The 23,924-nt window shown below is 51.3% G+C and carries 17 protein-coding genes and 1 riboswitch; of the genes, 10 read left to right on the top strand and 7 right to left on the bottom strand.

What is annotated here, in order from left to right; all coding sequences use genetic code 11:
• Positions 1–576 precede the first annotated feature (576 nt).
• A complete protein-coding gene (gene pykF / locus VHA_RS10470; protein ID WP_005504037.1) occupies positions 577–1,989 on the top strand; it encodes a pyruvate kinase PykF in 1,413 nt (470 codons plus the stop codon).
• 65 nt (positions 1,990–2,054) lie between these two features.
• Here pykF and VHA_RS19030 read toward each other — a convergent pair whose 3' ends face one another.
• The 7 genes from VHA_RS19030 to VHA_RS10505 all read right to left on the bottom strand — a co-directional run bounded on the left by VHA_RS19030 (position 2,055) and on the right by VHA_RS10505 (position 12,969).
• Complete coding sequence (locus VHA_RS19030) at positions 2,055–2,207, bottom strand: hypothetical protein (RefSeq protein WP_005504038.1); 153 nt, start codon at positions 2,205–2,207, stop codon at positions 2,055–2,057.
• Positions 2,208–2,351: 144 nt separating this feature from the next.
• On the bottom strand, positions 2,352–2,849 hold the full coding sequence (gene ilvN / locus VHA_RS10475; RefSeq protein ID WP_005504039.1) for an acetolactate synthase small subunit: 498 nt from the start codon (positions 2,847–2,849) through the stop codon (positions 2,352–2,354).
• Positions 2,849–4,567, bottom strand: a complete 1,719-nt coding sequence (locus tag VHA_RS10480; RefSeq protein WP_040528637.1) for an acetolactate synthase 3 large subunit — start codon at positions 4,565–4,567, stop codon at positions 2,849–2,851. Before VHA_RS10480 ends, ilvN begins: the two co-directional genes overlap by 1 nt.
• A 543-nt stretch (positions 4,568–5,110) precedes the next feature.
• A complete protein-coding gene (locus VHA_RS10490; protein WP_005504042.1) occupies positions 5,111–6,904 on the bottom strand; it encodes an AMP-dependent synthetase/ligase in 1,794 nt (597 codons plus the stop codon).
• A gap of 307 nt (positions 6,905–7,211) precedes the next feature.
• Positions 7,212–8,159, bottom strand: coding sequence for a transcriptional regulator LeuO (leuO, locus tag VHA_RS10495; RefSeq protein WP_005504043.1), 948 nt, complete (start codon positions 8,157–8,159; stop codon positions 7,212–7,214).
• 368 nt (positions 8,160–8,527) lie between these two features.
• Positions 8,528–11,647 carry an efflux RND transporter permease subunit gene (locus tag VHA_RS10500; RefSeq protein ID WP_005504045.1) on the bottom strand — a complete coding sequence of 1,040 codons (3,120 nt, stop codon included), beginning with the start codon at positions 11,645–11,647 and terminating at the stop codon, positions 8,528–8,530.
• Positions 11,644–12,969: an efflux RND transporter periplasmic adaptor subunit gene (locus tag VHA_RS10505; RefSeq protein ID WP_005504047.1), complete on the bottom strand. Its 1,326-nt coding sequence runs from the start codon at positions 12,967–12,969 to the stop codon at positions 11,644–11,646. The genes VHA_RS10500 and VHA_RS10505 overlap by 4 nt, the downstream gene beginning before the upstream one ends.
• 593 nt (positions 12,970–13,562) lie before the next feature.
• On the opposite strand from VHA_RS10505, the gene leuA reads away from it, so the two are divergent.
• The 9 genes from leuA to VHA_RS10550 all read left to right on the top strand — a co-directional run bounded on the left by leuA (position 13,563) and on the right by VHA_RS10550 (position 23,758).
• Positions 13,563–15,119: a 2-isopropylmalate synthase gene (leuA, locus tag VHA_RS10510; RefSeq protein WP_005504048.1), complete on the top strand. Its 1,557-nt coding sequence runs from the start codon at positions 13,563–13,565 to the stop codon at positions 15,117–15,119.
• A 2-nt stretch (positions 15,120–15,121) separates the two neighbouring features.
• Positions 15,122–16,210, top strand: a complete 1,089-nt coding sequence (gene leuB, locus VHA_RS10515; RefSeq protein WP_005504049.1) for a 3-isopropylmalate dehydrogenase — start codon at positions 15,122–15,124, stop codon at positions 16,208–16,210.
• 42 nt (positions 16,211–16,252) lie between these two features.
• Positions 16,253–17,653 (top strand): 3-isopropylmalate dehydratase large subunit, encoded by a 1,401-nt coding sequence (gene leuC, locus VHA_RS10520; protein ID WP_005504051.1) that lies wholly within the window; start codon positions 16,253–16,255, stop codon positions 17,651–17,653.
• A 10-nt stretch (positions 17,654–17,663) separates the two neighbouring features.
• Positions 17,664–18,266, top strand: a complete 603-nt coding sequence (gene leuD, locus VHA_RS10525) for a 3-isopropylmalate dehydratase small subunit (protein WP_005504052.1) — start codon at positions 17,664–17,666, stop codon at positions 18,264–18,266.
• A 113-nt stretch (positions 18,267–18,379) separates the two neighbouring features.
• Entirely contained in the window at positions 18,380–19,180 is an 801-nt protein-coding gene (locus VHA_RS10530; protein ID WP_005504053.1) for a DUF547 domain-containing protein, read from the top strand.
• Between the two features lie 38 nt (positions 19,181–19,218).
• Positions 19,219–19,321, top strand: a riboswitch (TPP riboswitch).
• Positions 19,322–19,368: 47 nt separating this feature from the next.
• Positions 19,369–20,364 carry a thiamine ABC transporter substrate binding subunit gene (gene thiB, locus VHA_RS10535; RefSeq protein WP_005504054.1) on the top strand — a complete coding sequence of 332 codons (996 nt, stop codon included), beginning with the start codon at positions 19,369–19,371 and terminating at the stop codon, positions 20,362–20,364.
• 24 nt (positions 20,365–20,388) lie between these two features.
• Positions 20,389–21,990, top strand: coding sequence for a thiamine/thiamine pyrophosphate ABC transporter permease (gene thiP, locus VHA_RS10540; protein ID WP_040528643.1), 1,602 nt, complete (start codon positions 20,389–20,391; stop codon positions 21,988–21,990).
• Positions 21,974–22,663 carry a thiamine ABC transporter ATP-binding protein gene (gene thiQ / locus VHA_RS10545; protein WP_005504061.1) on the top strand — a complete coding sequence of 230 codons (690 nt, stop codon included), beginning with the start codon at positions 21,974–21,976 and terminating at the stop codon, positions 22,661–22,663. Before thiP ends, thiQ begins: the two co-directional genes overlap by 17 nt.
• A 93-nt stretch (positions 22,664–22,756) precedes the next feature.
• Positions 22,757–23,758, top strand: a complete 1,002-nt coding sequence (locus VHA_RS10550; protein ID WP_005504062.1) for a GGDEF domain-containing protein — start codon at positions 22,757–22,759, stop codon at positions 23,756–23,758.
• Positions 23,759–23,924 lie beyond the last annotated feature (166 nt).

A 23,924-nucleotide genomic window follows, 5' to 3' on the forward strand; every position in this document is an offset into this window, starting at 1 on the left:
CCACACTGTGTTTAACAGTTGATTCACCAGAGCGAGAGCTTGATCTCTGAAACTGTGAAAAAAATTCGCAATTTCATTGAAAAACGAAAAAATACTGTCACTTTATTTCACACGCATCCAGACACGATGCCTATGTAGGTGGGCACCCACAATGCTTCTTTCTCTTCGTTTACGAATGTTCATCGCTCTTTACCTAATCGTTACCGATTAGTGATCTACCTAGATTATTGTGGTAAATTTACAGTTTTGAAGCGGGTATGCGTTTTATCACTTAAGTGGAATGTAGAATGAAGGTGGGAATAACCCTTTTTCCATTGCCTGCGATCAAATTTCCGCCATATAAAGCATGTATACTTGTGCCCGCTTTCATCGATGAGTTGTGTTGTCCAAGCGCCTCACCGTTTGGACAACACAATTATGTGGCATGAACCTGTATTAACGCTGTAAGAGCAATAAGGCAATGTTGCCGCTCATCACTGTCAGGGTTGTTGTTTTATTACGAACTTCAATAACCTGTGCCTGTGGTTACAGCGACATTTATCCCTTGGGTAAACGTTCGACCGGAGAAAACCTTACATGAAAAAGACCAAAATCGTTTGTACGATTGGACCAAAAACCGAATCGGTAGAGATGCTGACCAAGCTGGCAGAAGCAGGCATGAACGTCATGCGCTTGAACTTCTCACACGGCGACTTCGCTGAGCACGGCACACGCATTGCTAACCTGCGTAAGGTAATGGAAAACACAGGAAAGCAACTGGCTATCCTGCTGGACACCAAAGGTCCTGAGATCCGCACCACCAAACTGGAAGGCGGCAACGATGTTTCTCTGGTTGCAGGTCAGACTTTCACCTTCACGACTGATGCATCAGTCATCGGTAACGCAGAGCGCGTTGCAGTCACTTACCCAGGCTTCGCCAATGACCTGTCTGTGGGTAACACCATTCTGGTCGACGACGGTCTGATCGAAATGGAAGTGCTGGAAACTACAGAAACAGAAGTTATCTGTAAAGTACTGAACAACGGTGATCTGGGCGAAAACAAAGGTGTTAACCTGCCAGGCGTTTCAGTTAATCTGCCTGCACTGTCTGAGAAAGACAAAGGCGACCTGATCTTCGGTTGTGAACAAGGCGTTGACTTCATCGCGGCGTCTTTCATCCGTAAAGCGTCTGATGTGAAAGAAATCCGTGAACTGCTGGACGCAAACGGCGGTGAGCGAATCCAAATCATCTCAAAAATCGAAAACCAGGAAGGCGTTGATAACTTTGACGAAATCCTGGAGCTGTCTGACGGCATCATGGTTGCACGTGGCGACCTGGGTGTCGAAATCCCGGCAGAAGAAGTGATCTTCGCACAGAAGATGATGATCGAAAAATGTAACCGCGCACGTAAAGTGGTTATCACCGCGACCCAAATGCTGGACTCAATGATCAAAAACCCACGTCCAACCCGCGCAGAAGCCGGTGACGTGGCAAACGCAATCATGGACGGTACTGATGCTGTTATGCTGTCTGGTGAAACCGCGAAAGGTAAATACCCTGTTGAAGCGGTTACCATCATGGCACAAATTGCGAAGCGCACTGACGCTGTACTGAAAGCAGAACTGGGTTCACGTCTGGACAGCCCTCGCCTGCGCATCACTGAAGCGGTGTGTAAAGGTGCCGTTGACACGGCTGAGAAACTGGGCGCACCACTGATCGTGGTTGCGACGGAAGCCGGTAAGTCTGCACGTTCTGTGCGTAAGTACTTCCCAACAGCAAACATCCTCGCGATGACCATCAACGAGAAAACTGCCGCACAACTTTGCCTGAGCAAAGGTGTAACATCTGTGGTTGTTGATCAATTTGAAAACACTGATGAGTTCTACCGTCGCGGTAAAGAAATTGCACTGGAGTCAGGTCTGGCTGCGAAAGGTGACATTGTGGTGATGGTATCAGGTGCACTGGTTGCTTCCGGCACCACCAATACTGCCTCTGTACACGTTCTGTAATCTAACCATACTGAACATGAAAAAGGAGCCAATGGGAATTGGCTCCTTTTTTTGTTTCTTGGGGATTACTTTCTGAACCAGGATGGCAACAGTTCATTGCGGTGAGTATTGACCAAAATGGCCATTGGCACCAGATAAATCCAGCCAACCTTGATTGTCAGGACAGCCAGTGACAAGGTAGTCACCCTCACCAAATACTTATTGATGGTTTGGAACACGTGACGTTTCTCTTTTTAGTTATTTTTACTTTTGATGAAGATAGCAGTATACATTTTGAGCAAAAAGTCGCAAGTTGAGAGCATTTGTAATACCAAAAAAAACCGATGGCTCCTACCATCGGCTTTTCCGTGACGGGTTATCGATTACTGACGCAGCGCGCGCTCACCACGTGCGATGCCCACGATACCACTGCGTGCGACTTCAATGATGTCAGTGACATCTTTCATTGCTGAGATAAAGGCATCAATCTTTTCGCTGGTTCCGGCCAGTTGCACCGTATACAGCGCGTTGGTGACATCCACAATCTGGCCCCGGAAAATGTCTGCAGTGCGTTTGACTTCAGCACGAGCAAAACCACTCGCTTTCACCTTCACCATCGCCAGTTCACGCTCGATATAATCAGATTCGGTCACATTGCTGACTTTCAGCACGTCGATAAGCTTATGCAACTGCTTTTCGATTTGCTCACGCTCTGACTCTTTTACTACTGTCGTGGTGATATTAAGGCGGGACAGAGTCGGATCGTCTGTCGGTGATACCGTCAGGGATTCAATGTTATAACCACGCTGGGAAAACAGGCCGACAACACGGGACAATGCGCCAGGTTCGTTTTCCATCAAAATCGATACAATACTGCGCATTATGTTCTCTCCGTCTTGCTCAACCACATTTCATTCATCGCTCCGCCACGCACCTGCATCGGGTATACGTGCTCGGTTTCATCGACGCTGATATCGATGAAGACCAGCTTATCTTTCATCGCCAGACCTCGCGCTAGCTCGCTTTCCAGATCTGCCGGATTGCTGATGCGGATACCAACATGGCCATACGCTTCAGCAATTGCCGCGAAATCAGGCACCGAGTCCATGTAAGAGTGAGAGTGGCGACCTTGATAAATCATGTCCTGCCACTGTTTCACCATACCGAGGAAGCGGTTGTTGAGGTTGATAATTTTGACGGGAATGTCATATTGCAGCGCGGTTGACAGTTCCTGGATATTCATCTGGATACTGCCGTCACCGGTGACACAAATCACCTCAGCGTCAGGGAGCGCAAACTTTACCCCCATGGCAGCCGGCAGGCCGAATCCCATGGTGCCGAGACCGCCAGAGTTGATCCAGCGACGTGGCTTGTCAAACGGGTAGTAAAGCGCCGCAAACATCTGGTGCTGGCCAACATCTGACGCCACATAGGCATCACCATTGGTGAGCTTGTAGACGGCTTCAATCGCTTGTTGCGGTTTAATGCGCTCATTATTGGTTTCATACGCCAGGCACTTGCGCTCACGCCAGACATTGATGTTGCTCCACCAGGCATCAAGCGCTGCCGCATCATTCGAGCCACCCTGCTCGGTCAGAAGCTTCAGCATAGTGTTTAACACCACATCTGCCGACCCTACAATCGGGATATCTGCCGCGACAGTTTTTGAAATGCTTGATGGGTCAATGTCAATGTGCATGACCTTGGCATTTGGGCAGTATTTTTCGAGGTTGTTGGTGGTACGGTCATCAAAACGCACACCGATACCAAAGATAAGATCGGCATTGTGCATTGCCATGTTGGCTTCATACGTACCGTGCATGCCCAGCATACCGAGAGACTTGTCACCTGTGCCCGGATACGCACCAAGGCCCATCAAGGTACTGATAACCGGAATATTTAGAGTGTCTGCCAGCGTTTTAATCTGCTCACCACATTCCGAGATAATCGCACCGCCCCCGACGTACAGAACTGGCTTTTTCGCTTCCAGCAGCGCTTTCAGGCCACGCTTGATTTGTCCTTTATGCCCCGACGTTGTCGGGTTATAAGAACGCATGGATATGCTTTCCGGGTACTCGTAAGGGTATGTGTTTGCAGGGTTCAGCATATCTTTCGGCAGATCAACAACTACAGGGCCAGGGCGGCCGGTTGATGCCAGATAAAAGGCTTTTTTGATGACTTTGGGAATGTCTTCGGTGTTTTTCACCAAAAAACTGTGTTTTACGATCGGGCGGGAGACACCCACCATGTCACATTCCTGGAAAGCATCGTTACCAATCAGGTTACTCATTACCTGGCCGGAAAGCACCACCAAGGGAACTGAGTCGTAATACGCGGTCGCGATACCGGTAATCGCATTGGTTGCACCTGGGCCTGAAGTGACCAACACAACCCCCACCTCGCCGGTGGCACGGGCATAACCATCCGCCATATGAACCGCTGCCTGCTCGTGACGGACGAGCACATGCTCGATATCACTTTTCTCATGCAATGCATCATAGATATCCAGCACCGATCCGCCCGGATACCCAAATATATGTTTAACGCCCTGATCGATCATTGAACGAACGACCATGTCGGCTCCTGACAACATTTCCACTATATGCCTCCATGTCTGCATAGTTTAGGACTTATTTGTAGCCTAGAGATGGATGCCGACATTACTTACTGCCTGCTTGCCGCCAATCCATGCCAGCTATGCTTTTATCCCCGGTCGTAACAGGGAATAAAAAAGCGTTTGTCCATGCTGCGTTTAACAGTGCCTGATCCCAGTCACCTGTCTGCTGTATGAACACCAACAACTTTAACGCTTTGTTAGCAAATCTGTCTATTACATAACCTTTATTCCCATTAATACTCTGATTGAACAATCATTCATCATTAAAGACTCTACACAAACCCACTCCATCAGCATTCACTGCTGAAAAGTCATGCGTTAACAACATTTACTGTTTGGACATCCGTTGTATATGCACACGAAAAAAAGTCTGTTTTGGCCATTAGGGAAATATTTTTCGGGGAGTTGCACGTTAAAGACACTTTTGCCTGTCGGGCAATAACGTGCGAGGAAAAGAAAAAGAGGCGAAAAGAAGCAAAAAAACAGCCCGGCATTAGAACCGGGCTTTGAGGAGAATTGGCAAGCTCAGTGCTTTTTGTACATGGCTTCAATTTGCTTTTTATATCGCTCCAGAATCACTTTGCGACGAAGCTTCAGCGTGGGGGTTAACTCGCCTTTCGACATGGAAAACTCAGAAGGCAATAGCGTGAATTTTTTCACCTGCTCAAACTTCGCCAACTCTTTTTGCAGCTCTGCGAGGCGTTTTTCAAACAATTCGACCACTTCACTGTGTTTAATCAGCTCCATACGATCATGATATTTAATGTTGAGCTCTTTCGCCCAGCTCTCCAGCGTTTCAAAACACGGTACAATAAGCGCTGACACAAAATGACGCGCATCTGCCACTACCGCAATTTGTTCAATGAAGTGATCTTTGCCCAGCTTGCCTTCAATCATTTGTGGCGCGATATACTTGCCGCCAGAGGTTTTCATCAGCTCTTTGATGCGGTCGGTAATAAATAGGTTACCCTTGGCATCAATATGGCCTGCATCGCCGGTTTTAAGGAAGCCATCTTTGGTAAAGGTGTCTGCGGTCTCTTTTGGCTTGTTGTAGTAACCGCGCATCACCATCGGGCCACGCACCAGAATTTCATTATTTTCGCCGATTTTTACCTCAGCATTGGGCATTGGCATGCCAATCGAGTCTGGATCAAAACTGCCGCTGTCCCAACATGAAACGGTTGCCGTGGTCTCAGTCATGCCGTAACCCAACTTCACATTCACGCCAATGGCATGGAAAAAACGGCCGATGGCGGGCTCCAGTTTTGCGCCACCACAGGGCATCATGGTGATATTGCCACCCAGCAGTTCACGCAATTTGCTCAGCACCAGCTTATCCGCCATGCGGTGCGCACTCTTGAGCCAAGGTGCTGGTTTTTTGCCTTTGCGGGTAATTTCTGCCATCAGGTTGCCGATAGACACTGCCGCACGGAACATGCCTTTTTTCACCGGGTTAGCTGTCGCCACTTTTTCGTGAACCGCACTGTAGATTTTTTCATAGAAGCGCGGCACCGCACACATCACAGTTGGCTTCACGTCCTGCAATGCTTCGCGGATGGCATAAGTATTGGACAGGTAGCAGTTGGTTGCGCCGTGATGTAGCACATAGAAAGTCCAGCAGCGTTCAAACACATGTGACAGCGGCAGGAAGGCGAGTGAGACTTCATTCTCACTGATCCCAAGTACTTGATCGTGGCTTTCAATCTGCGCAGCAATGTTGGCGTAATCCAGCATCACACCTTTCGGCTCGCCCGTGGTGCCTGAGGTGTAAATCAGCGTCATCAAATCGTCCATCGCCGCATCGGCAAGGCGTTTATTGAACTCCGGATCCACATTGTCATTGGCGGTTTGCAGGAAGCAACGCCATCCCATACCCATGGCATGGCCAGCGAAATCGACGTTGTCGTCAAAGCTGACAATCTTTTCCAGTGAAGGGCAGCTATCTGCAATAGACATCGCCGCATCTACCTGAGACTGGTCGCCCACAAACAGGATGCGCACCCCGGCATCACGCAGAATATAGGCGGCTTGTTCAGCGGTGTTGGTAGGGTAAATGGGCACGGGTACACAACGCACCTGAAGCGCAGCAATATCGGCAATGCTCCACTCTGCACAGTTATTGGCAAAAATACCGATTTTATCCTGCACAGCGAGGCCGGAAACCAGCATCGCTCGTGAAGCCGCATCAATGCATTTACCGAATTCACGCCAAGATAGCTCGCCCCAACCGGCTCCTTGTTGGAATCGCAGCGCAATCTTGTCGCCCTGAGCATTAACCTGCTCACGGATACGGTTAACGATATGAAGTTCCAGCGCCATTTCACACTCTCTCAGCACAGCATGACCCGGTAAATACAATGCGGGTCGCAGGGAAAACAATTGGCTTACAGCTGTAAGCTAAAACTCAGTCAGCAGTGTAATGACTCCCCCATCAATTACAAGAAAAAGCACATGCAGGACGCTCAAAACCTGAGCAATACATTTGACGAACAGTGTTCATTTCAGAGTACAGCTGTTCTCTCAAAGCAGAAAAAAGTTGTAACAAGATGTATCAAAGCAAGTATTGGACGCAAAAACCGGCTTTCGCCGGTTTTTAGTGCTTTTTCGCAGCATTTTTACGCCAGATTTACACCAAGGAGTTACCACAAATCGTCAGCAGTTGGTCGCGCATCCATAAGTGACCTTTGTCTTTCTCCGCCGATGCATGCCAGCTCAGGTAGCCGCTGATCCGGTTGTTCTCCAGTGGCAGGGGTAACATCTTAAGGTTTTCATGGTTGCTGCCACTTTCAACCATCCAACGTGGCGCCACGGCCACCAGTTGTGACTGGCTGACCACATACAAGATATTGCTCAGGCTAACCCCCTGATAGGCTTCATGGTAACGGCCATCACGGTATAAAGCTTCAGCATATCCCAGCATCTCACCATTATGTTTCAAGACGGCATGCGCCTCGCTGGAAAGCGCTTTCGCAGTAATGTTATCCCCCAGACGCGGATGGTTTTTACTTGCCACCACCACCAGCTCATCGCTGAACATCTCTGTGCTGCAGAAACCAGCTTCACAGAAGTGCAGGTAATCAATCACAAAGTCCACTTCCTGGTAGCGCAATTTACGGGCGATATCACGATCAAACTCCGTTTCTACCTGAACTTTGACACCAGGCGCAACGGAGGAAATGGTATTGAGGATCTGAGGAACAAACCGCATGTCTGAGGGGCTGCAAATCGCCAGACGGAAAGTACGATTACTGGTTTCAGGCACAAACACAGACGTCGGCAGCTCATTTTTGATCAACTGGATGGCCTGACGAATTGGGCCAAATAGCTGACGGGCACGCTGTGTCGGTTTAATGCCACGACCACTGCGGACAAACAACTCATCATTAAACATCACTTTCAGGCGTGATACCGCATTACTGACTGCCGGTTGTGACATCCCCAGACTCTGTGCGGCACGAGTAATGTTCTGTTCTTGCATCACCGCATCAAAGACCGTGATGAGGTTGAGATCGACACTTCTCAGCGTCGTATCAGTGCGGCTCTCGAAATGGTTAACCGACTCTTTCTGCGTCATACCTAAACCCTGAAGGAAACAGTAAATGTAAAGCGTCTGTGGCAACAGTCACTGATCAACCCTGGAGAGTTCATCATTAATACGATGCGGGTTGACCCTTTCCAGCCATGAGACAAAGCTTGCTTATGTCTTGCGATAATATGAAATTCCGCGTGCGACTATCAAAGCGTCAACTTAGTAACACGATTGAATAAATCCCCCCAGTAAATTGTTGTAAATTGATGCCTAGAAGAAGCAACAAGGAAACCAACAATTCAATAAAAATAACCTTATAATCATACAGTTAAATATAAAATTAGACTAAAAAACCTGTCAATCAGACATTGACTCGAACAATGGGGACATCGATTTATATTTGCCGGAAAAGATTACACTGGCATATCACCATGAAGGGGTTGGTGCCGTTTTACTTTGCCAAAGTCTGCCAATATGGCGTAGGCCGCCGGGATCATAAACAACACCAACAACGTTGAGGTGAAAATGCCGAAGACGATGGAAATCACCAGAGGTTTCACCACTTGCGCCTGCAAACTGGTCTCAAGCAGCAGTGGCAATAAGCCCGCTGCTGTGGTCAATGATGTCAGGAATACTGCGCGAAAGCGCTCCTGACTGGCGCTGATCACCGCATCATAAATCCCTTCCCCTTCATCGAAGTGGTGGCGGATATATTGCACCAGAAGAATCGAATCGTTCACGACTACCCCGGCGAGGGACACAAACCCCATCAGGCTTGGCATACTGAGCGGATGCCCGAGCAGCCAGTGCCCCCAGAGCACCCCAATCAGTGCCAGCGGAATCGCAATCAGCACCACAAAGGGCTCCAGATAGCTGCGAAACTGATAACTCAGGATAACGAAGATACCGAAAAGCCCAAGCGCAAAACCGACGCCCATTGAGCGGCCAGTTTCTGCCGAATCGCGGCTTTGCCCCTCAAACAACACGCGCAGCCCCGGATACTGGCTTTCAAGGCTGGGGATCACATCGCGTTTGAGTTGTGCCAGCACATCGCCGATGCTGACCTGGCTTTGCACCACATCCCCAAACACACTCAGGGTTCGCAGGCCGTCAATACGCTGGATGCGGACATAGTTGCGCTGGTAGTTCAGCTCTGCAGCAGTAGACAAAGGGATCTGACTGCCGTCAGGCAACACAATCGGGAAATTGGCGAAGCGTTGCAGGCTGGCAGCATCGTCGCTGTCGAGCCTGACATCAATCTCAATGCTTTCCGGGCCGACCTGAATTTCATCTGCCGTTTGACCAAAATACGCAGCGCGAAGCTGGCGCGCAATCATCTGACCATTGATGCCAAAGGCTTCTGCGCCGGGCCGCAGGGTAACTTTGACTTCCTCCTTGCCGGGGCGCATGTCATCCAGCACACCGGAAACGCCCTCAAACTGGCTGATAAACTGCTGGATAGCAACAGAGGCCTGTTTCAATTCATCGAGGTTATCGTGCTGCAGGCGGATATCAAAATCACGCCCGCCCGGCCCCATCGCCGGTTGTTTGAACACCATAGAAACCGGGTCAGTGAGTACGCCGGTCTCCTGTTCCCATGCAGCAATAAAGTCTTCAATCAGGGTGTTGCGCGCTTCAGCGCTTAGAAGATCCAGACGCACAGTCGCAATATGTTGACCACTCTCATCGGCATCGGCGTTAAAATTAAACTGCTCGGTAATGTGTTCCACCAGCGGACGTCCACCTTCATATTCCATACTAAGCCGCTTTCCGACGCGATGGGCAGACGCAACCAATGTTGCGACCACGGCTTCGGTTTGTGCCAACGACGAGCCCGGCGGCAAAATCACCCGTGCCTCCGCAATATCGCCATCCAGCTCGGGAAAACCAACAAAGCGCAATGAACCGGATACCAGCAAGGAAATGGAAATCAGCAGCATAGCCATTACCCCGCCAACGAAGGGATAACGCCATTTCACCGCACAGGTGACCCACTCCGCCAGTTTCCCGGCACGAAAGGCTTCAAATTTCTCAAGGAATTTTTGCTTGAAGGCCAGTGCCGGTTTTTCTGTTTTGGCCTTTGCCAGCGAATGCTGCAAATGGTGAGGCAGGATAATGAATGCTTCCACCAGACTCAGTGTCAGCACCAGGATAAGCACCATGGGCACAACCTTGAGTACCGCCCCCATTTCCCCTTGCAGGAATATCAGACTGCCAAAAATACACACGGTAGTGAGATAGGACGACACCACGCCGGGCAGCACTTTGTTAACCCCGTTGACCACCGCTTCTTCAAGTTTTTGCCCTCTGTCGATATGCGCCGCAATGGATTCAGAAATCACAATCGCATCATCCATCATAATACCGATCGCCATCAGCAGTGCGACCAGCGACATGATGTTGATGGACAACCCAAGCTGCGCCATCAAAAAGAAACTGCCAAGAAATGCCACCGGCAAGCCTGCAGCAACCCAAAACGAATAGCGAAAGGAGAAAAACAGCCACATCACCGCAAACACCAGAATCACGCCTTGCCAGGCATTGCGAGTCATCATGGTCAGGCGGTCCCAGAGCAGGGAAGAGAAATCGTTGGTGAGATTCAGCGTGACGCCATTTGGCGCTCTAGCCTGTTCATCGTCGACAAACTGCACCACTTTGTCTTTGATCCTTAATGCATCGTCGGCTTTGTTTTTGCTGATTTTCAGCAGCGCAGAGGGTTTACCATCAAACCAGACCTGTTGTTCATCCAGCTCAAACCGCTCAGTCAGGGTGGCAATGTCCTGCAGGCGAATCACCCCGCCATTGGACTCCGCCGCCACCACGATTTGCCCCAGAGTGTCGGCAGCAATGCGCCTTTCATCAAACCGGATCAACAGGCTCTTATCATTCAGCTCGACATTTCCGCTAGGCAAATTGATATTCTGCGCACTGATCTGCGACGCAATATCCGAAATGCTGAGACCAAGCTGGCGAAGCGCACTCTCGCGCACTTCAATACGAATTTGCTTGTCAGAAAAGCCCGCGACACTCACCAAAGGGACGTCATAATCACGCTTCAATGTTTGCTTGAGGCTTTCGGCATAGGCTTTCAGCCCCACCCAGTCAGTATCTGCGGCAATCGCCACATCGACTACCGGTTCATTCCAGTCAAGCTCCCGAACAACCGGCGGTTCAATGTCGCTGGGAAAATTGTTGATGGCGTTAATCTGGGTTTGGATATCCACCAGCATGCGGGAAATATCGGCCTCTGCATCCAGTTTGACCACCAAACCCGCCGAGCCTTCCACGGCTTCACAGCGGGTTTCAACGATGTTGGAAAGGCCGTCTACCGCATCTTCCATCAACAGACAGATATTTTGCTCTACCTGCTCAGGGCTGGCACCGGGATATACCACAGTGGCGAGAATGTAAGGTGGTGCAAATTCAGGGAAGGTTTCACGTTTGAGTTTACCGAGCGACGTTAACCCAAGCAGGATCAGGGTCAGCATCAGAAGGTTGGCCGCTGTCGGGTGGCGGGCAAAGAAACGGATCATGATGCCTCCCCGCCCGCTGCTTCAACCGCCTTACCGTCAAGCGTGACAGCTTTCAATGCCATGCCCGGCACAGCAGGCAAGAGATCGTTCAGCACCAACTGTTGCCCTGCCTTTAGATCGCCGTTGATGGCCACCAGCTCTCCGCGCCGGAACAGAACCTCGACCGGAACAATCTTCAGCTTTCCATCATCAATCAAGTAAATGCTGTCACCGCGCAGTGCACGCTCTGGGATCACCCAGTGGGACACAGGTTTACCTTCAATGGTGGCTTTGACAAACATCCCATTGACCAGACTTGGCTGCGCAGCACCCCCTTGTTTTTTCTCTTCATCCAGCGCGATCTCCAAGATCACGCCAACGGTCGCCTGATTGAGGCTGACAGTATCACTCAGCCGTGCCACACCGGCTTTCCATTCACCTTTAAAACTGCCACTCGACAAACTCACGCTGGCATCAAGCTCATGCAGCTTCTCCGCAAAGCCTTGGGCAAGGTCGCCATTCAGGGTATCAAACACGGTTTGCATATCATGAATAGAGACCTGCGCATCCACCTCGACGGCACCAAGGCCGTGAGCGACTACCATCACTTGCTGCGGCGTGACCACCTGATCACGTTCAATATTCACTTCTGCGATGCGGCTGTCGACAGGCAACACGATCCGGGTTTTCTCAAGATTACGTTTTGCCTGCTCCAGCGCCAGCTGGCTGGCATTCAGTTCGGCTTCGGTGATGCGCTTTTCATCCGGCAGCACTTTCAGCTGCGCTTCCAGATCCTGTACCCGGGCTTGCTGGGATAAAAATGCCTGTTGCTCAGTATCCAGATCAGATTGGGATGTCAGCCCCTTCTGGCGCAGGTTCTTTTTGCGCGCCAGTTCATCCTGGCTCAAAGAGAGCCGGCGCTTTTCTATCCGAAGCGTGGTATTAAGGCTCGTCTCATCCAGCACCAGTTTAGCCAGACGCGCCTCCCTGACACTCACCTCGGCCTGAGCCTGTGCGACAGCGAGCTGATAATCTGTCGGGTCAATCCGCAACAACTCAGTGCCAGCAGGAAGCACACTGCCTTTTTCCAGCGCAGGGTTGCGGTAAATCACCTTGCCATTCACTTCCGCAATGGCCTGCCAGGTCAGCTTTGGCTTCACCCGGCCAAACCCTGTCACCACAGGCGCAATGCCTGATTGTTGTAAGATAATCACATCCACAGAACGGGATTTTGACAGCGCAGGTTTTACCGGCACATCAGGACGAGAATTAATGGCAATAACAAGAACAGCAATGCCTACTGCCAATGCGGGAAAGAAAAGTAGTTTACGTCGCAGTGTCATGGATGACGATCTCCTTTCGTGGCATCAAGCCTGCTGGGGTCAAGGCATATACCCACTTAAACATTGTGGATAGTCTGAACAGTATACTACGTAGGAACTCCGCGCTTTTCTCTCTATTTACAAAACATTACCTTTTCATGAGTTCAATTTGCGACCCGCAATAGTGGCAATCTACTGAGCGAGCACCGAACCCTCTGGCTGTCTGGGTGATTAAGACGCATCCCACCTACCCGACCGATCTGCACTCAATCACATCAGTGAATAACTCCAATCAAGAACATAAAAAGCAGTGTTTTACACCACAGTTAACATTATAAATGACGGTTTCTTGTTATTTTCTAATTTGATATTGACGCTTTAGTAATCGTTTTGGTATTCATTTGTACAGACCATTTTTAGAGAACTGTTACAAATGATGATACGCATTTTCCTTCTAGACCTCCTTCTTCTCGCGAAATCTTCGCGCGGGTAGGTCATGGATTGAAAAACAGTTTTCACCAGACACACGAAACCCGCGCCAAGGCGCGGGTTTTTTGTATTACCTGCCTGCGGTGCGCACAAATCGCGAAAAGAAGGCAAACGAGGGAACGACCATGAAAGACCAAGTCATCATCTTTGACACCACATTACGCGACGGCGAACAGGCGCTGTCAGCCAGTTTGACTGTAAAAGAGAAGTTGCAGATTGCACTGGCGCTTGAGCGTCTGGGTGTGGATGTGATTGAAGCAGGCTTCCCGATCTCAAGCCCGGGGGATTTTGAATCGGTCCGGACCATCGCCAAAACGGTCAAAAACAGCCGGATCTGTGCCTTGTCCCGCGCGGTCGATAAAGATATCGACGTCGCCGCTGAATCCCTCAACGTTGCCGAAGCCTTCCGTATCCACACTTTCCTTTCCACCTCCACCATTCACGTTCAGGACAAACTGCGCCGCAGCTACGATCAGGTCGTAGAAATGGGAGTGAATGCGGTGAAACGTGCACGTCGCTACACCGACGATGTGGAATTCTCCTGTGAAGACGCAGGCCGCACCCCAATTGATTACCTGTGCCGCATGGTGGAAGAAGCCATCAAGGCCGGCGCAACCACCGTCAACATCCCAGATACCGTGGGCTACACGGTGCCGGGCGAGTTCGGTGGCATTATCAAAACCCTGTTCAACCGCGTACCAAACATCGATAAAGCGGTGATTTCGGTGCATTGTCATGACGATCTGGGCATGTCCGTCGCCAACTCGATTGCCGCCGTTCAGGCTGGCGCGCGCCAGATTGAGGGCACCATCAACGGCATCGGGGAGCGTGCAGGAAACTGTGCGCTGGAAGAGATTGCGATGATCATCAAAACCCGCGGCGAGTTATTGGGCGTGGAAACCGGTATCAATCACAAAGAGATCAGCCGAACCAGCAAGATGGTCAGCCAGTTGTGTAACATGCCGATTCAGTCTAACAAAGCGATTGTCGGTGCCAACGCGTTCAGCCACAGTTCCGGTATTCACCAGGATGGCATGCTGAAGAACAAGAACACGTATGAAATCATGACGCCGGAGTCGATTGGACTGGGTCAGAAAGCCCTGAACCTGACCAGCCGTTCAGGCCGCGCGGCAGTGAAGAGCCACATGGAGACCATGGGCTACAGCGACAGCGATTACAACCTGGATACCTTGTACGAATCTTTCCTGAAACTGGCAGACCGCAAAGGTCAGGTGTTCGATTACGACCTGGAAGCGTTGATGTTCTTCAACAACCTGCAGGAAGAAGACGACTATTACAAGCTGAAGTACCTGAGCGTGCAAAGTGGCAGCGTGATGGCGACGACCACTGTCAGCCTGCAATGTGGCGACGAGGAAATCAGTGACGCCGCTATCGGTAACGGGCCAGTTGATGCCCTGTATCAGGTGATTTACCGCATTACCGGCTATGAGATTGTGCTGGACAAGTTTGACCTCACTGCCAAAGGCGAAGGGGAAGATGGCCTGGGTCAGGCTGACATCATCGCCAATTACAAAGGTCGCAAGTACCACGGTACGGGCGTCTCAACAGACATTATTGAAGCCTCGGGTCAGGCATTGCTGCACGTGATTAACAGCATCTACCGCGCTGACCGCATCGCGCAAATAAAAGAACAAGCAACATTAAAAACGGAGACAGTGTAACCATGGCAGGCACCTATAAGATTGCCGTTCTACCGGGAGACGGTATTGGCCCGGAAGTGATGCAGCAAGCCCACAAAGTTCTTGATGCCGTAAGCGCCAGATTTGGCATTACTTTTGATAAAACAGAATACGACGTCGGTGGCATTGCTATCGACAATCACGGCACCCCGCTGCCAGACGCCACCCTGAAAGGGTGTGAAGCAGCAGATGCCGTGCTGTTCGGCTCTGTCGGTGGCCCTAAGTGGGAACACTTACCGCCAAACGAACAACCCGAGCGCGGCGCACTGTTGCCACTGCGTAAGCACTTCCAGCTGTTCTGTAACCTGCGTCCGGCACAAATTCACGCAGGTCTGGAGGCGTTCTCACCCCTTCGCGCAGACATCTCTGCGCGCGGTTTTGACATCGTGGTGGTACGCGAGCTGACCGGCGGTATTTACTTTGGTCAGCCAAAAGGCCGCGAAGGCTCGGGCGCAGAAGAGAAAGCGTATGACACCGAAGTCTACTACCGCTATGAAATCGAGCGCATTGCCCGTATCGCGTTTGAATCTGCCCGTCTTCGCCGCAAAAAAGTGATGTCAGTAGACAAAGCGAACGTGCTGCAAAGCTCGATTCTGTGGCGTGAAGTCGTCGAAGAGATTGCCAAAGACTACCCGGATGTTGAGCTGTCACACATCTACATCGACAACGCGACCATGCAGCTGATTAAAGACCCATCGCAGTTTGATGTGATGCTGTGTTCGAACATCTTCGGTGACATCATCTCTGATGAGTGCGCGATGATCACCGGCTCCATGGGCATGCTGCCCTCCGCTAGCCTGAACGACAGCAAATTTGGCCTGTATGAACCAGCAGGTGGTTCAGCGCCGGATATCGCAGGGAAAAACATTGCGAACCCCGTGGCGCAAATCCTGTCAGCCGCCCTGATGCTGCGCTACAGTCTCGGCGAAGAAGACGCCGCACGCGCTATTGAAGCTGCGGTGAGCCGGGCACTGGAAGCCGGTGAACTGACCGCGGATTTGGCAGGCAATGCCACCCCACTGACCACATCCGAAATGGGTGACAAGATTGCGGCATATGTGAGCGAAGCCTAACCGCACTGGAAGCCAATAACTCATTACAAGGAAGACATGGCAATGTCAGCGAAAACCCTTTATCAAAAAATCTACGACGCCCATATCGTCGTAGAGGCACCGGGCGAAACCCCGTTGCTGTATATCGACCGTCATCTGGTCCACGAAGTCACCTCTCCACAGGCATTTGATGGCCTGCGTCAACACGGCCGCAAAGTGCGTCAGGTGTCTAAAACCTTCGCCACCATGGACCACAACGTGTCCACCCAGACTAAAGACATCAACGCCTCGGGTGAGATGGCAAAGATCCAGATGGAAACCTTGGCCAAGAACTGTGAAGAGTTCGGCGTCACCCTTTATGATCTGAACCACCCTTATCAGGGCATCGTTCACGTCATGGGGCCTGAGCTGGGTATCACCCTGCCAGGCACCACCATTGTCTGTGGTGACTCCCACACTGCTACCCACGGCGCATTCGGCGCACTGGCGTTTGGTATCGGTACCTCCGAAGTCGAGCACGTTCTGGCGACCCAGACCTTAAAACAAGGCCGCGCCAAGACCATGAAAATCGAGGTCAACGGCAAAGTCGCTGACGGCGTGACAGCAAAAGACATCGTGCTCGCCATCATCGGAAAAGTCGGCCACGCGGGCGGAACCGGTCATGTGGTCGAGTTCTGTGGTCAGGCGATTGAAGATTTGTCGATGGAAGGCCGTATGACGGTCTGTAACATGGCGATTGAGCTGGGTGCGAAAGCAGGCTTGGTCGCACCGGATCAAACTACTTTTGAATACCTGCAAGGCCGCAAGTTCTCGCCCACCGGCGCAGACTGGGATGCCGCAGTGGAATACTGGTCATCCCTGAAAACAGATGCTGACGCACAGTTCGATACCGTTGTCACACTGGAAGCCGCAGAGATTTCCAACCAAGTCACCTGGGGCACCAACCCTGGGCAGGTAGTGGGCATCAACGATGTAGTGCCCGCACCGGAAAGCTTCAGCGATCCTATCGAGCGTCACTCTGCGGAACGTGCTCTTCGTTATATGGGCATTGAAGCGGGCCAGAAGATCACTGACATCACTATCGATAAAGTGTTTATCGGCTCATGCACCAACTCGCGTATCGAAGACATGCGCGCAGCGGCAGCCGTCGCGAAAGGGCGTAAAGTGGCAGCTGGCGTTCAGGCGCTGGTGGTACCGGGCTCTGAGCAGGTTAAAACGCAAGCAGAGGCAGAAGGTCTGGATAAGATCTTTATCGAAGCAGGTTTTGAGTGGCGTCTGCCGGGCTGTTCTATGTGTCTGGCGATGAACAACGACCGTTTAGGGCCAAAAGAGCGCTGCGCGTCCACCAGTAACCGTAACTTCGAAGGCCGTCAGGGCCGTGAAGGGCGTACCCACCTGGTGAGTCCAACCATGGCAGCCGCTGCGGCGGTTGCCGGTCGCTTTGTTGACGTAAACAGCTTATAAGGAGCCCACCATGTCAGGAATTAAACAACACACCGGCCTGGTGGCACCATTGGATGCAGCCAACGTGGATACCGATGCCATCATTCCCAAGCAGTTTTTGCAGAAAGTCACCCGCACCGGCTTTGGTCAACACCTGTTCCACGACTGGCGCTTTCTGGACGAAGCCGGCGAGCAGGATAACCCGGAATTCGTGCTGAACCAGCCGCGCTATCAAGGCGCAAGCGTGCTGCTGGCACGTGAAAACTTTGGCTGTGGTTCGTCTCGTGAACACGCGCCATGGGCACTGGCAGACTTCGGTTTTAAAGTGATGATCGCGCCAAGCTTTGCCGACATCTTCTACGGTAATTCCATCAACAACCAGATGGTGCCGGTGAAGCTGACCGAAGCGGAAGTCGACGAGCTGTTTACGTTTGTGGAAGCTAACGAAGGCGCCGAGATCGCGCTGGATCTGGAAGCACAAACTGTATCTGCCGGTGGCAAAACATACACGTTTGAAATCGATGCGTTCCGACGTCATTGCCTGCTCAATGGCCTCGACAGTATCGGTCTGACGCTGCAACACGAAGAAAAGATCGCAGAGTACGAAAGTAAGATCCCAGCATTTTTGGCGTGATAGCAGACAAAGTATGAATAAGCCGGCTCATCGAGTCGGCTTTTTCGTCGTATCAGAAAGAAAATACGGGGTTGATGGGTCTTAAACTCAGGAATATTTTTTTTAGGGAAAGGATGATGCGAAATATTTTAACCGCTTGTACAGCCGCGCTTTTGTTGTTGACCAGCCACGCATTTGCAGCGCCCAAAAGCGACTTATGGCCCATCTGGAACAGCAGCAATGAGTCCAACGCTGCCAGCATTGATCACGCCCGTTGGCAACAGATCCTGGATAAGTACCTGGTTGAGAAAGGCCAGCATAACCTGTTTGACTACAGCGGCGTCAACAACGCGGATAAAGCGTTACTCAGCCAGTATCTGACTGACATGGCTTCTCTGGATCCCCGCAGTTACAACAAAAATGAGCAGTTTGCGTACTGGGTTAACCTCTACAACGCGCTGACTGTAAAGCTGATCCTTGATGAGTACCCTATCCAGTCCATTACCAAGCTGGGGGGCTTTCTGAGCTTTGGCCCTTGGGATGACAAAATCACCCAGATCGCTGGTCAATCCCTGACCCTGAATGATATAGAACACCGGATCCTGCGTCCGATCTGGAACGATGCACGCATTCACTATGCCGTAAACTGTGCCAGCCTAGGTTGTCCAAACCTGTCGAAGACTGCCTTTTCGGCAGACAACAGCGAAGCACTGCTGGAAGAAGCCGCCAAACAGTTTACCAACAGCGACAAAGGCGCCCGGATTGATGGCGATACGCTGACCCTCTCATCGATTTATGAGTGGTACGGTGTGGATTTCGGTAACAACGAGCAGGCTATCCTGAAGGCTATCGACCAGTATCGTGAAGGTGACAGACTTCACGGTTGGCGTGGAAAAATCAACTACGATTACGACTGGTCGTTGAACCAGCCATAAGAAGGATTGGTAATCATCAGAGTGATGATTACAATGGAAGACATCTCATGGGGAGCTGACACCGTCGGCTGAGATTGCACCTGCTAAACCCATGTACCTGAACCAGATAATGCTGGCGTAGGAATGAGATGTCCCAGGCACCCGCTGACTGACCCTCACACCTCGCCGCACATTGATGTGAGGCAAACATGAAAACTTCGATTTCTGCGCTGATGTTGGCGATGACCATGGCAGGTCCCGCGCTGGCAGAGACAACCGATACCTTAACGGTATACACCTACGACTCCTTTGCGGCGGACTGGGGCCCGGGCCCTGCGGTCAAAAAAGCCTTTGAGGCTGAGTGCCACTGCACCCTGAATCTGGTCGCACTGGAAGATGGCGTCACCATTCTCAACCGCCTTCGCCTTGAAGGTAAAAACAGCAAGGCAGACGTGATTCTGGGGCTGGATACCAACCTGATGGCCGAAGCGGAAAAAACCGGCTTGCTGGCAACCCACAATGTAGACACCAAGTCGGTAACCTTGCCTGAGGGCTGGAGCAGTCAAACATTCGTTCCCTATGACTACGGCTACTTCGCGTTTGTGTACGATAAAACCAAACTGACAAATCCGCCAAAAAGCCTGAAAGAGCTGGTTGAAAAGCGGGATGATATTTCGGTTATCTATCAGGATCCCCGTACTTCAACCCCCGGACAGGGTCTGATGCTGTGGATGAAATCTGTCTATGGCGATGATGTGTCAGGGGCATGGCAACAACTGGCGAAGAAAACGGTCACTGTCACCAAAGGCTGGTCAGAAGCCTACAATATGTTTCTTGAGGGCGAGTCTGATCTGGTGCTCTCTTACACCACCTCTCCGGCTTACCACCTGATTGCGGAAGAAAACCCGAACTTCAGCAGCGCCAACTTTGCTGAAGGCCACTATATGCAGGTAGAAGTGGCGGCCAAAGTGAAAAGCTCGGAAAAACAGGCGCTGGCCGATCAGTTTATGCAGTTTATCTTAAGTGACGGCTTCCAAAATGCCGTACCGACTGGCCAGTGGATGTACCCCGTTACAGACATCGCATTGCCAGCGGGTTTCGATACCCTTTCGGTTCCGGCAAAAAGCCTGCAGTTCACCCCTGAAAACGTGGCCGATAACCGCCGAACCTGGATTCGTGAGTGGCAATCAGCACTGGTGAAATAACCCGTATTAAGTAGTAGAGAAATCGTGTTAAACCCGTCCCGAACCTGGCCCGGCATCCTGTCGGCGTTAATGGTAGCGGTGCTGATTGGCACCGCTTTGTTTTCTTTGCTTGTTCAGGCACCATCTCTTGATGTTGCCTCGCTTTGGCACGATCCTTATCTTCAGCACGTAACCCTGTTCAGCCTCAAACAGGCCGTACTTTCCACACTGCTGTCTGTAGGGCTGGCTATTCCGGTTGCCCATGCACTCGCACGCCGCCAGTTTCCGGGAAAACGCCTGTTGTTAAAGCTGTTTTCCATGACACTGGTTCTGCCAGTGTTGGTTGGCGTTTTCGGCATCCTGGCGATTTATGGCAAAAGCGGCGTGCTGTCGGAATGGCTTCCGGCGCTGGGACTAAACTGGAACGTCAACATCTACGGCCTATCCGGTATTTTGCTGGCGCATGTGTTCTTCAACCTGCCTTTTTCTACCCAGCTTTTGGTTCAGGCACTGGAGCAGATCCCAGGCGATCAACAACGCCTCGCCCAACAATTGGGAATGCGGGGCTGGCACCGCTTCCGTCTACTGGAATGGCCTTACCTTCGCCAGCAATTGCCGCACACTGTCGGTCTGGTGTTTATGCTGTGCTTTACCAGTTTCGCCACCGTGATGGCGCTCGGTGGCGGCCCCGGTGCCACCACCATTGAACTGGCTATCTATCAGGCCATCCGCTTTGATTTTGATTTACATACCGGTGCGCTGCTGGCGCTGTGGCAATTACTGCTTTGTGGCCTGTTCCATGTTGGTATCCAGAAACTGGCACGTCCGGTCTCACAACAGGGCAAGGACAGTACGGTGTTACTGCCTTCCCTGCTCGACACTCCGGCAGAAAAAGTCTGGGACACCTTCTGGATTGGTCTGGCCGTGCTTTTTGTCGTGCCTCCACTCGCGATGGTGGTACTCGGCGGTATTAACCCCAGCGCCCTGCGTATCCTCACCCAGCCGGCTCTGTGGCAGGCAACCGCCAATTCTGTCACGCTCGCCGCAGGTGCTGCGCTATCCGCGTTTGTGCTGGGCAGTGCTATCGTGCTGACCAGCCGTTTCTGGCGTCTGAATGGAAAAAGGAAGCGCGCCGATGGCATTGAGATGACTGCGTCATTGATTCTGGTGGTGCCCAGTGTGGTACTCAGCACCGGCCTGTTTCTCATGTTGCGCGAACATATCGATGTGTTCAGCTCGCCGTTTGGTCTGGTGCTTGCGGTAAACACCCTGATGGCACTGCCGTATGTAGTCAAAACCCTGAGTGCGCCAGCTTTCCAGTTATCCCAGCAATATCAGAATCTGTGTAGCAGTCTCGGTGTGAAAGGGCTGGCACGACTGAAACTTGTGGAATGGCGTGCCCTCAAAAGCCCGATTGGCCGTGCTCTTGGGATCAGTTTTGTGCTTTCTACCGGCGATTTGGGCGCCATTGCTCTGGTGGGCAGTCAGGCCTTCCAGACGCTGCCACTGTATTTGTTCCACTTGATGGGAAGTTATCAAATGGACGCGGCAGCCGCAGCTTCCCTGATCCTTTTTGCCCTCAGCCTTGGCAGCTATGCCCTGATAGAGAAACTTATTGCAGGAAAAACCTATGCTGAACGTTCGTGATCTTTCCTATCTGTACCAGACGGAGATGCTGACATTCACGTTTACCGCAAAGCCGGGCAGCATCACAGCCATCCTTGGTCCCAGCGGAGCAGGGAAAAGCACCCTGCTCTCTTTGCTTTGCGGATTACTCCCGCCCCATGGCGGTTCTGTCTCATTCGACGGTGATGATTTCACCCACAACGCCTCCCACGAACGGCCACTGTCCATCCTGTTTCAGGAACACAACCTGTTCAGTCACCTGAGTGCCTTTGACAATATTGCCCTGGGTATCAGCCCTAAACTGGCTATCACTGAGGTGGATAAGTCACGCATTGTAGAGGCCGCCAATAAAGTAGGGCTTGGTGATTACCTGCAGCGCCTGCCCGGCGAACTCTCCGGTGGCCAGAAACAACGTGTCGCGCTGGCACGCAGTCTGGTTCGTAACCGTCCTCTCCTGTTGTTGGATGAACCATTTTCTGCGCTCGACCCTTCCCTTCGCCGCGACATGCTAAAGGAAGTAAAAAATCTGGCAGCCAGTCAGGGCACGACAATCCTGATGGTGACCCATCATCCGGAAGATGCTTTGGCGATTGCCGACAAGGTGCTGTTTATCGACGGGGGAAAAGTGATTTATCACGCTGATATTGAAGAACTTACCACCCCAAATGACACAATAAAGCCCTACCTTTCATAACGTTAAACGGGCCGGACTGGACAAATATTGCGCATCAACTAACCGCATCTATACTTATTTTTAAGACACTCAACCCATAAGAGAGATGCGATTGTGACTGTTACCAGTATTGATGTACTGGACTCGGTGGTCGATATTACAGCCCAGACAGAGTCCGATACGATTTCCGAGAGCCTCATTACCACTGTCTTGCAGCTAACATCGGCGAACCAGGTTTTAGTGCTGGATTACAATGCTGAAGCAAACCCGCAGTTTATGGTCGTCGCATGCTCGGACATCTTTCTCTTTGAGGAAGAAAAGGATGCCATAGAGCGGGTGCTGCGCAACTGTGTGCTTTCAGGTGAAAACGTGGTTGAGTATTGCACAGATGAAAACCAGTCCTTGTTAGCCTCACCAATCCGCTACGGCGAGAAAGATGAAATCCATGCCATCATATTTTGCAAGGCCGCTCAGCTGAAAGGTGATGAAGTTCAGTTGATTGAAGGGCTGGCAAAAATTTACGAAAACTACCAGAAGATCATTTCCGCCAGCGAACGGGACGGTTTAACCGGCCTGTACAACCGCAAGGTGCTAACGACCAAAATTGACCTGCTGCTCGACCGATTCCTGATCCAGGGCACCAGCATCATCGACGATCCGACCCATCACCACTGGGTATGTATCTTCGACATTGACCATTTTAAACAGATAAATGACGCTCTGGGCCATGTGTTCGGGGATGAGGTTATCCTGCTGGTCACCGCTATGATGAAAAAGATATTTCACGATGAGGATATCCTGTTCCGCTACGGTGGCGATGAGTTTGTGGTCATCATGCATCCTCAGTCACGGGAAGAGATGGAAGCGACGGTCTGTGAGTTTATTGACGCCGTGAACAAACGTGATTACGGCCAGGCGAAAGAAGTGTCTATCTCGATGGGCGCTGCGGCCATCAGCGATCAAGAACTGAATGCAATAACTGTCCTGGGCTTTGCTGATCAGGCATTGTACAAAGCCAAACAGAACGGCCGTAATCAGGTCGCATTTTATGAAGATCTGATCGCCTCCGGTGATCTTAAATCGCTGAAACCCAAAGACGATGTCGAACTGTTTTAACTGTCATGACCATTTACCCGCCGCCGCAAAGGCGGCGTTATATTTGCGAAATATTCATCATTTTCACAGACAGTTAACGATTGACAACGGTTCGACTAATCGTTTCCCTGCGCACAAAGGATTGCGTATAATCTCAGACAGATAATCCAGACAAGTTGATTCATCC

Origin of the sequence: Grimontia hollisae CIP 101886 (genome assembly GCF_000176515.1) — a bacterium.
Lineage (GTDB): Bacteria > Pseudomonadota > Gammaproteobacteria > Enterobacterales > Vibrionaceae > Enterovibrio > Enterovibrio hollisae.

What these genes read in the sequence shown, in the direction of transcription:
- pykF (WP_005504037.1), top strand. Translation starts at nt 577, where the DNA reads ATGAAAAAGACCAAAATCGTTTGTACGATTGGACCAAAAACCGAATCG.
- ilvN (WP_005504039.1), bottom strand. Translation starts at nt 2,849, where the DNA reads ATGCGCAGTATTGTATCGATTTTGATGGAAAACGAACCTGGCGCATTG.
- VHA_RS10490 (WP_005504042.1), bottom strand. Translation starts at nt 6,904, where the DNA reads ATGGCGCTGGAACTTCATATCGTTAACCGTATCCGTGAGCAGGTTAAT.
- leuO (WP_005504043.1), bottom strand. Translation starts at nt 8,159, where the DNA reads ATGACGCAGAAAGAGTCGGTTAACCATTTCGAGAGCCGCACTGATACG.
- VHA_RS10500 (WP_005504045.1), bottom strand. Translation starts at nt 11,647, where the DNA reads ATGATCCGTTTCTTTGCCCGCCACCCGACAGCGGCCAACCTTCTGATG.
- VHA_RS10505 (WP_005504047.1), bottom strand. Translation starts at nt 12,969, where the DNA reads ATGACACTGCGACGTAAACTACTTTTCTTTCCCGCATTGGCAGTAGGC.
- leuA (WP_005504048.1), top strand. Translation starts at nt 13,563, where the DNA reads ATGAAAGACCAAGTCATCATCTTTGACACCACATTACGCGACGGCGAA.
- leuB (WP_005504049.1), top strand. Translation starts at nt 15,122, where the DNA reads ATGGCAGGCACCTATAAGATTGCCGTTCTACCGGGAGACGGTATTGGC.
- leuC (WP_005504051.1), top strand. Translation starts at nt 16,253, where the DNA reads ATGTCAGCGAAAACCCTTTATCAAAAAATCTACGACGCCCATATCGTC.
- leuD (WP_005504052.1), top strand. Translation starts at nt 17,664, where the DNA reads ATGTCAGGAATTAAACAACACACCGGCCTGGTGGCACCATTGGATGCA.
- VHA_RS10530 (WP_005504053.1), top strand. Translation starts at nt 18,380, where the DNA reads ATGATGCGAAATATTTTAACCGCTTGTACAGCCGCGCTTTTGTTGTTG.
- thiB (WP_005504054.1), top strand. Translation starts at nt 19,369, where the DNA reads ATGAAAACTTCGATTTCTGCGCTGATGTTGGCGATGACCATGGCAGGT.
- thiQ (WP_005504061.1), top strand. Translation starts at nt 21,974, where the DNA reads ATGCTGAACGTTCGTGATCTTTCCTATCTGTACCAGACGGAGATGCTG.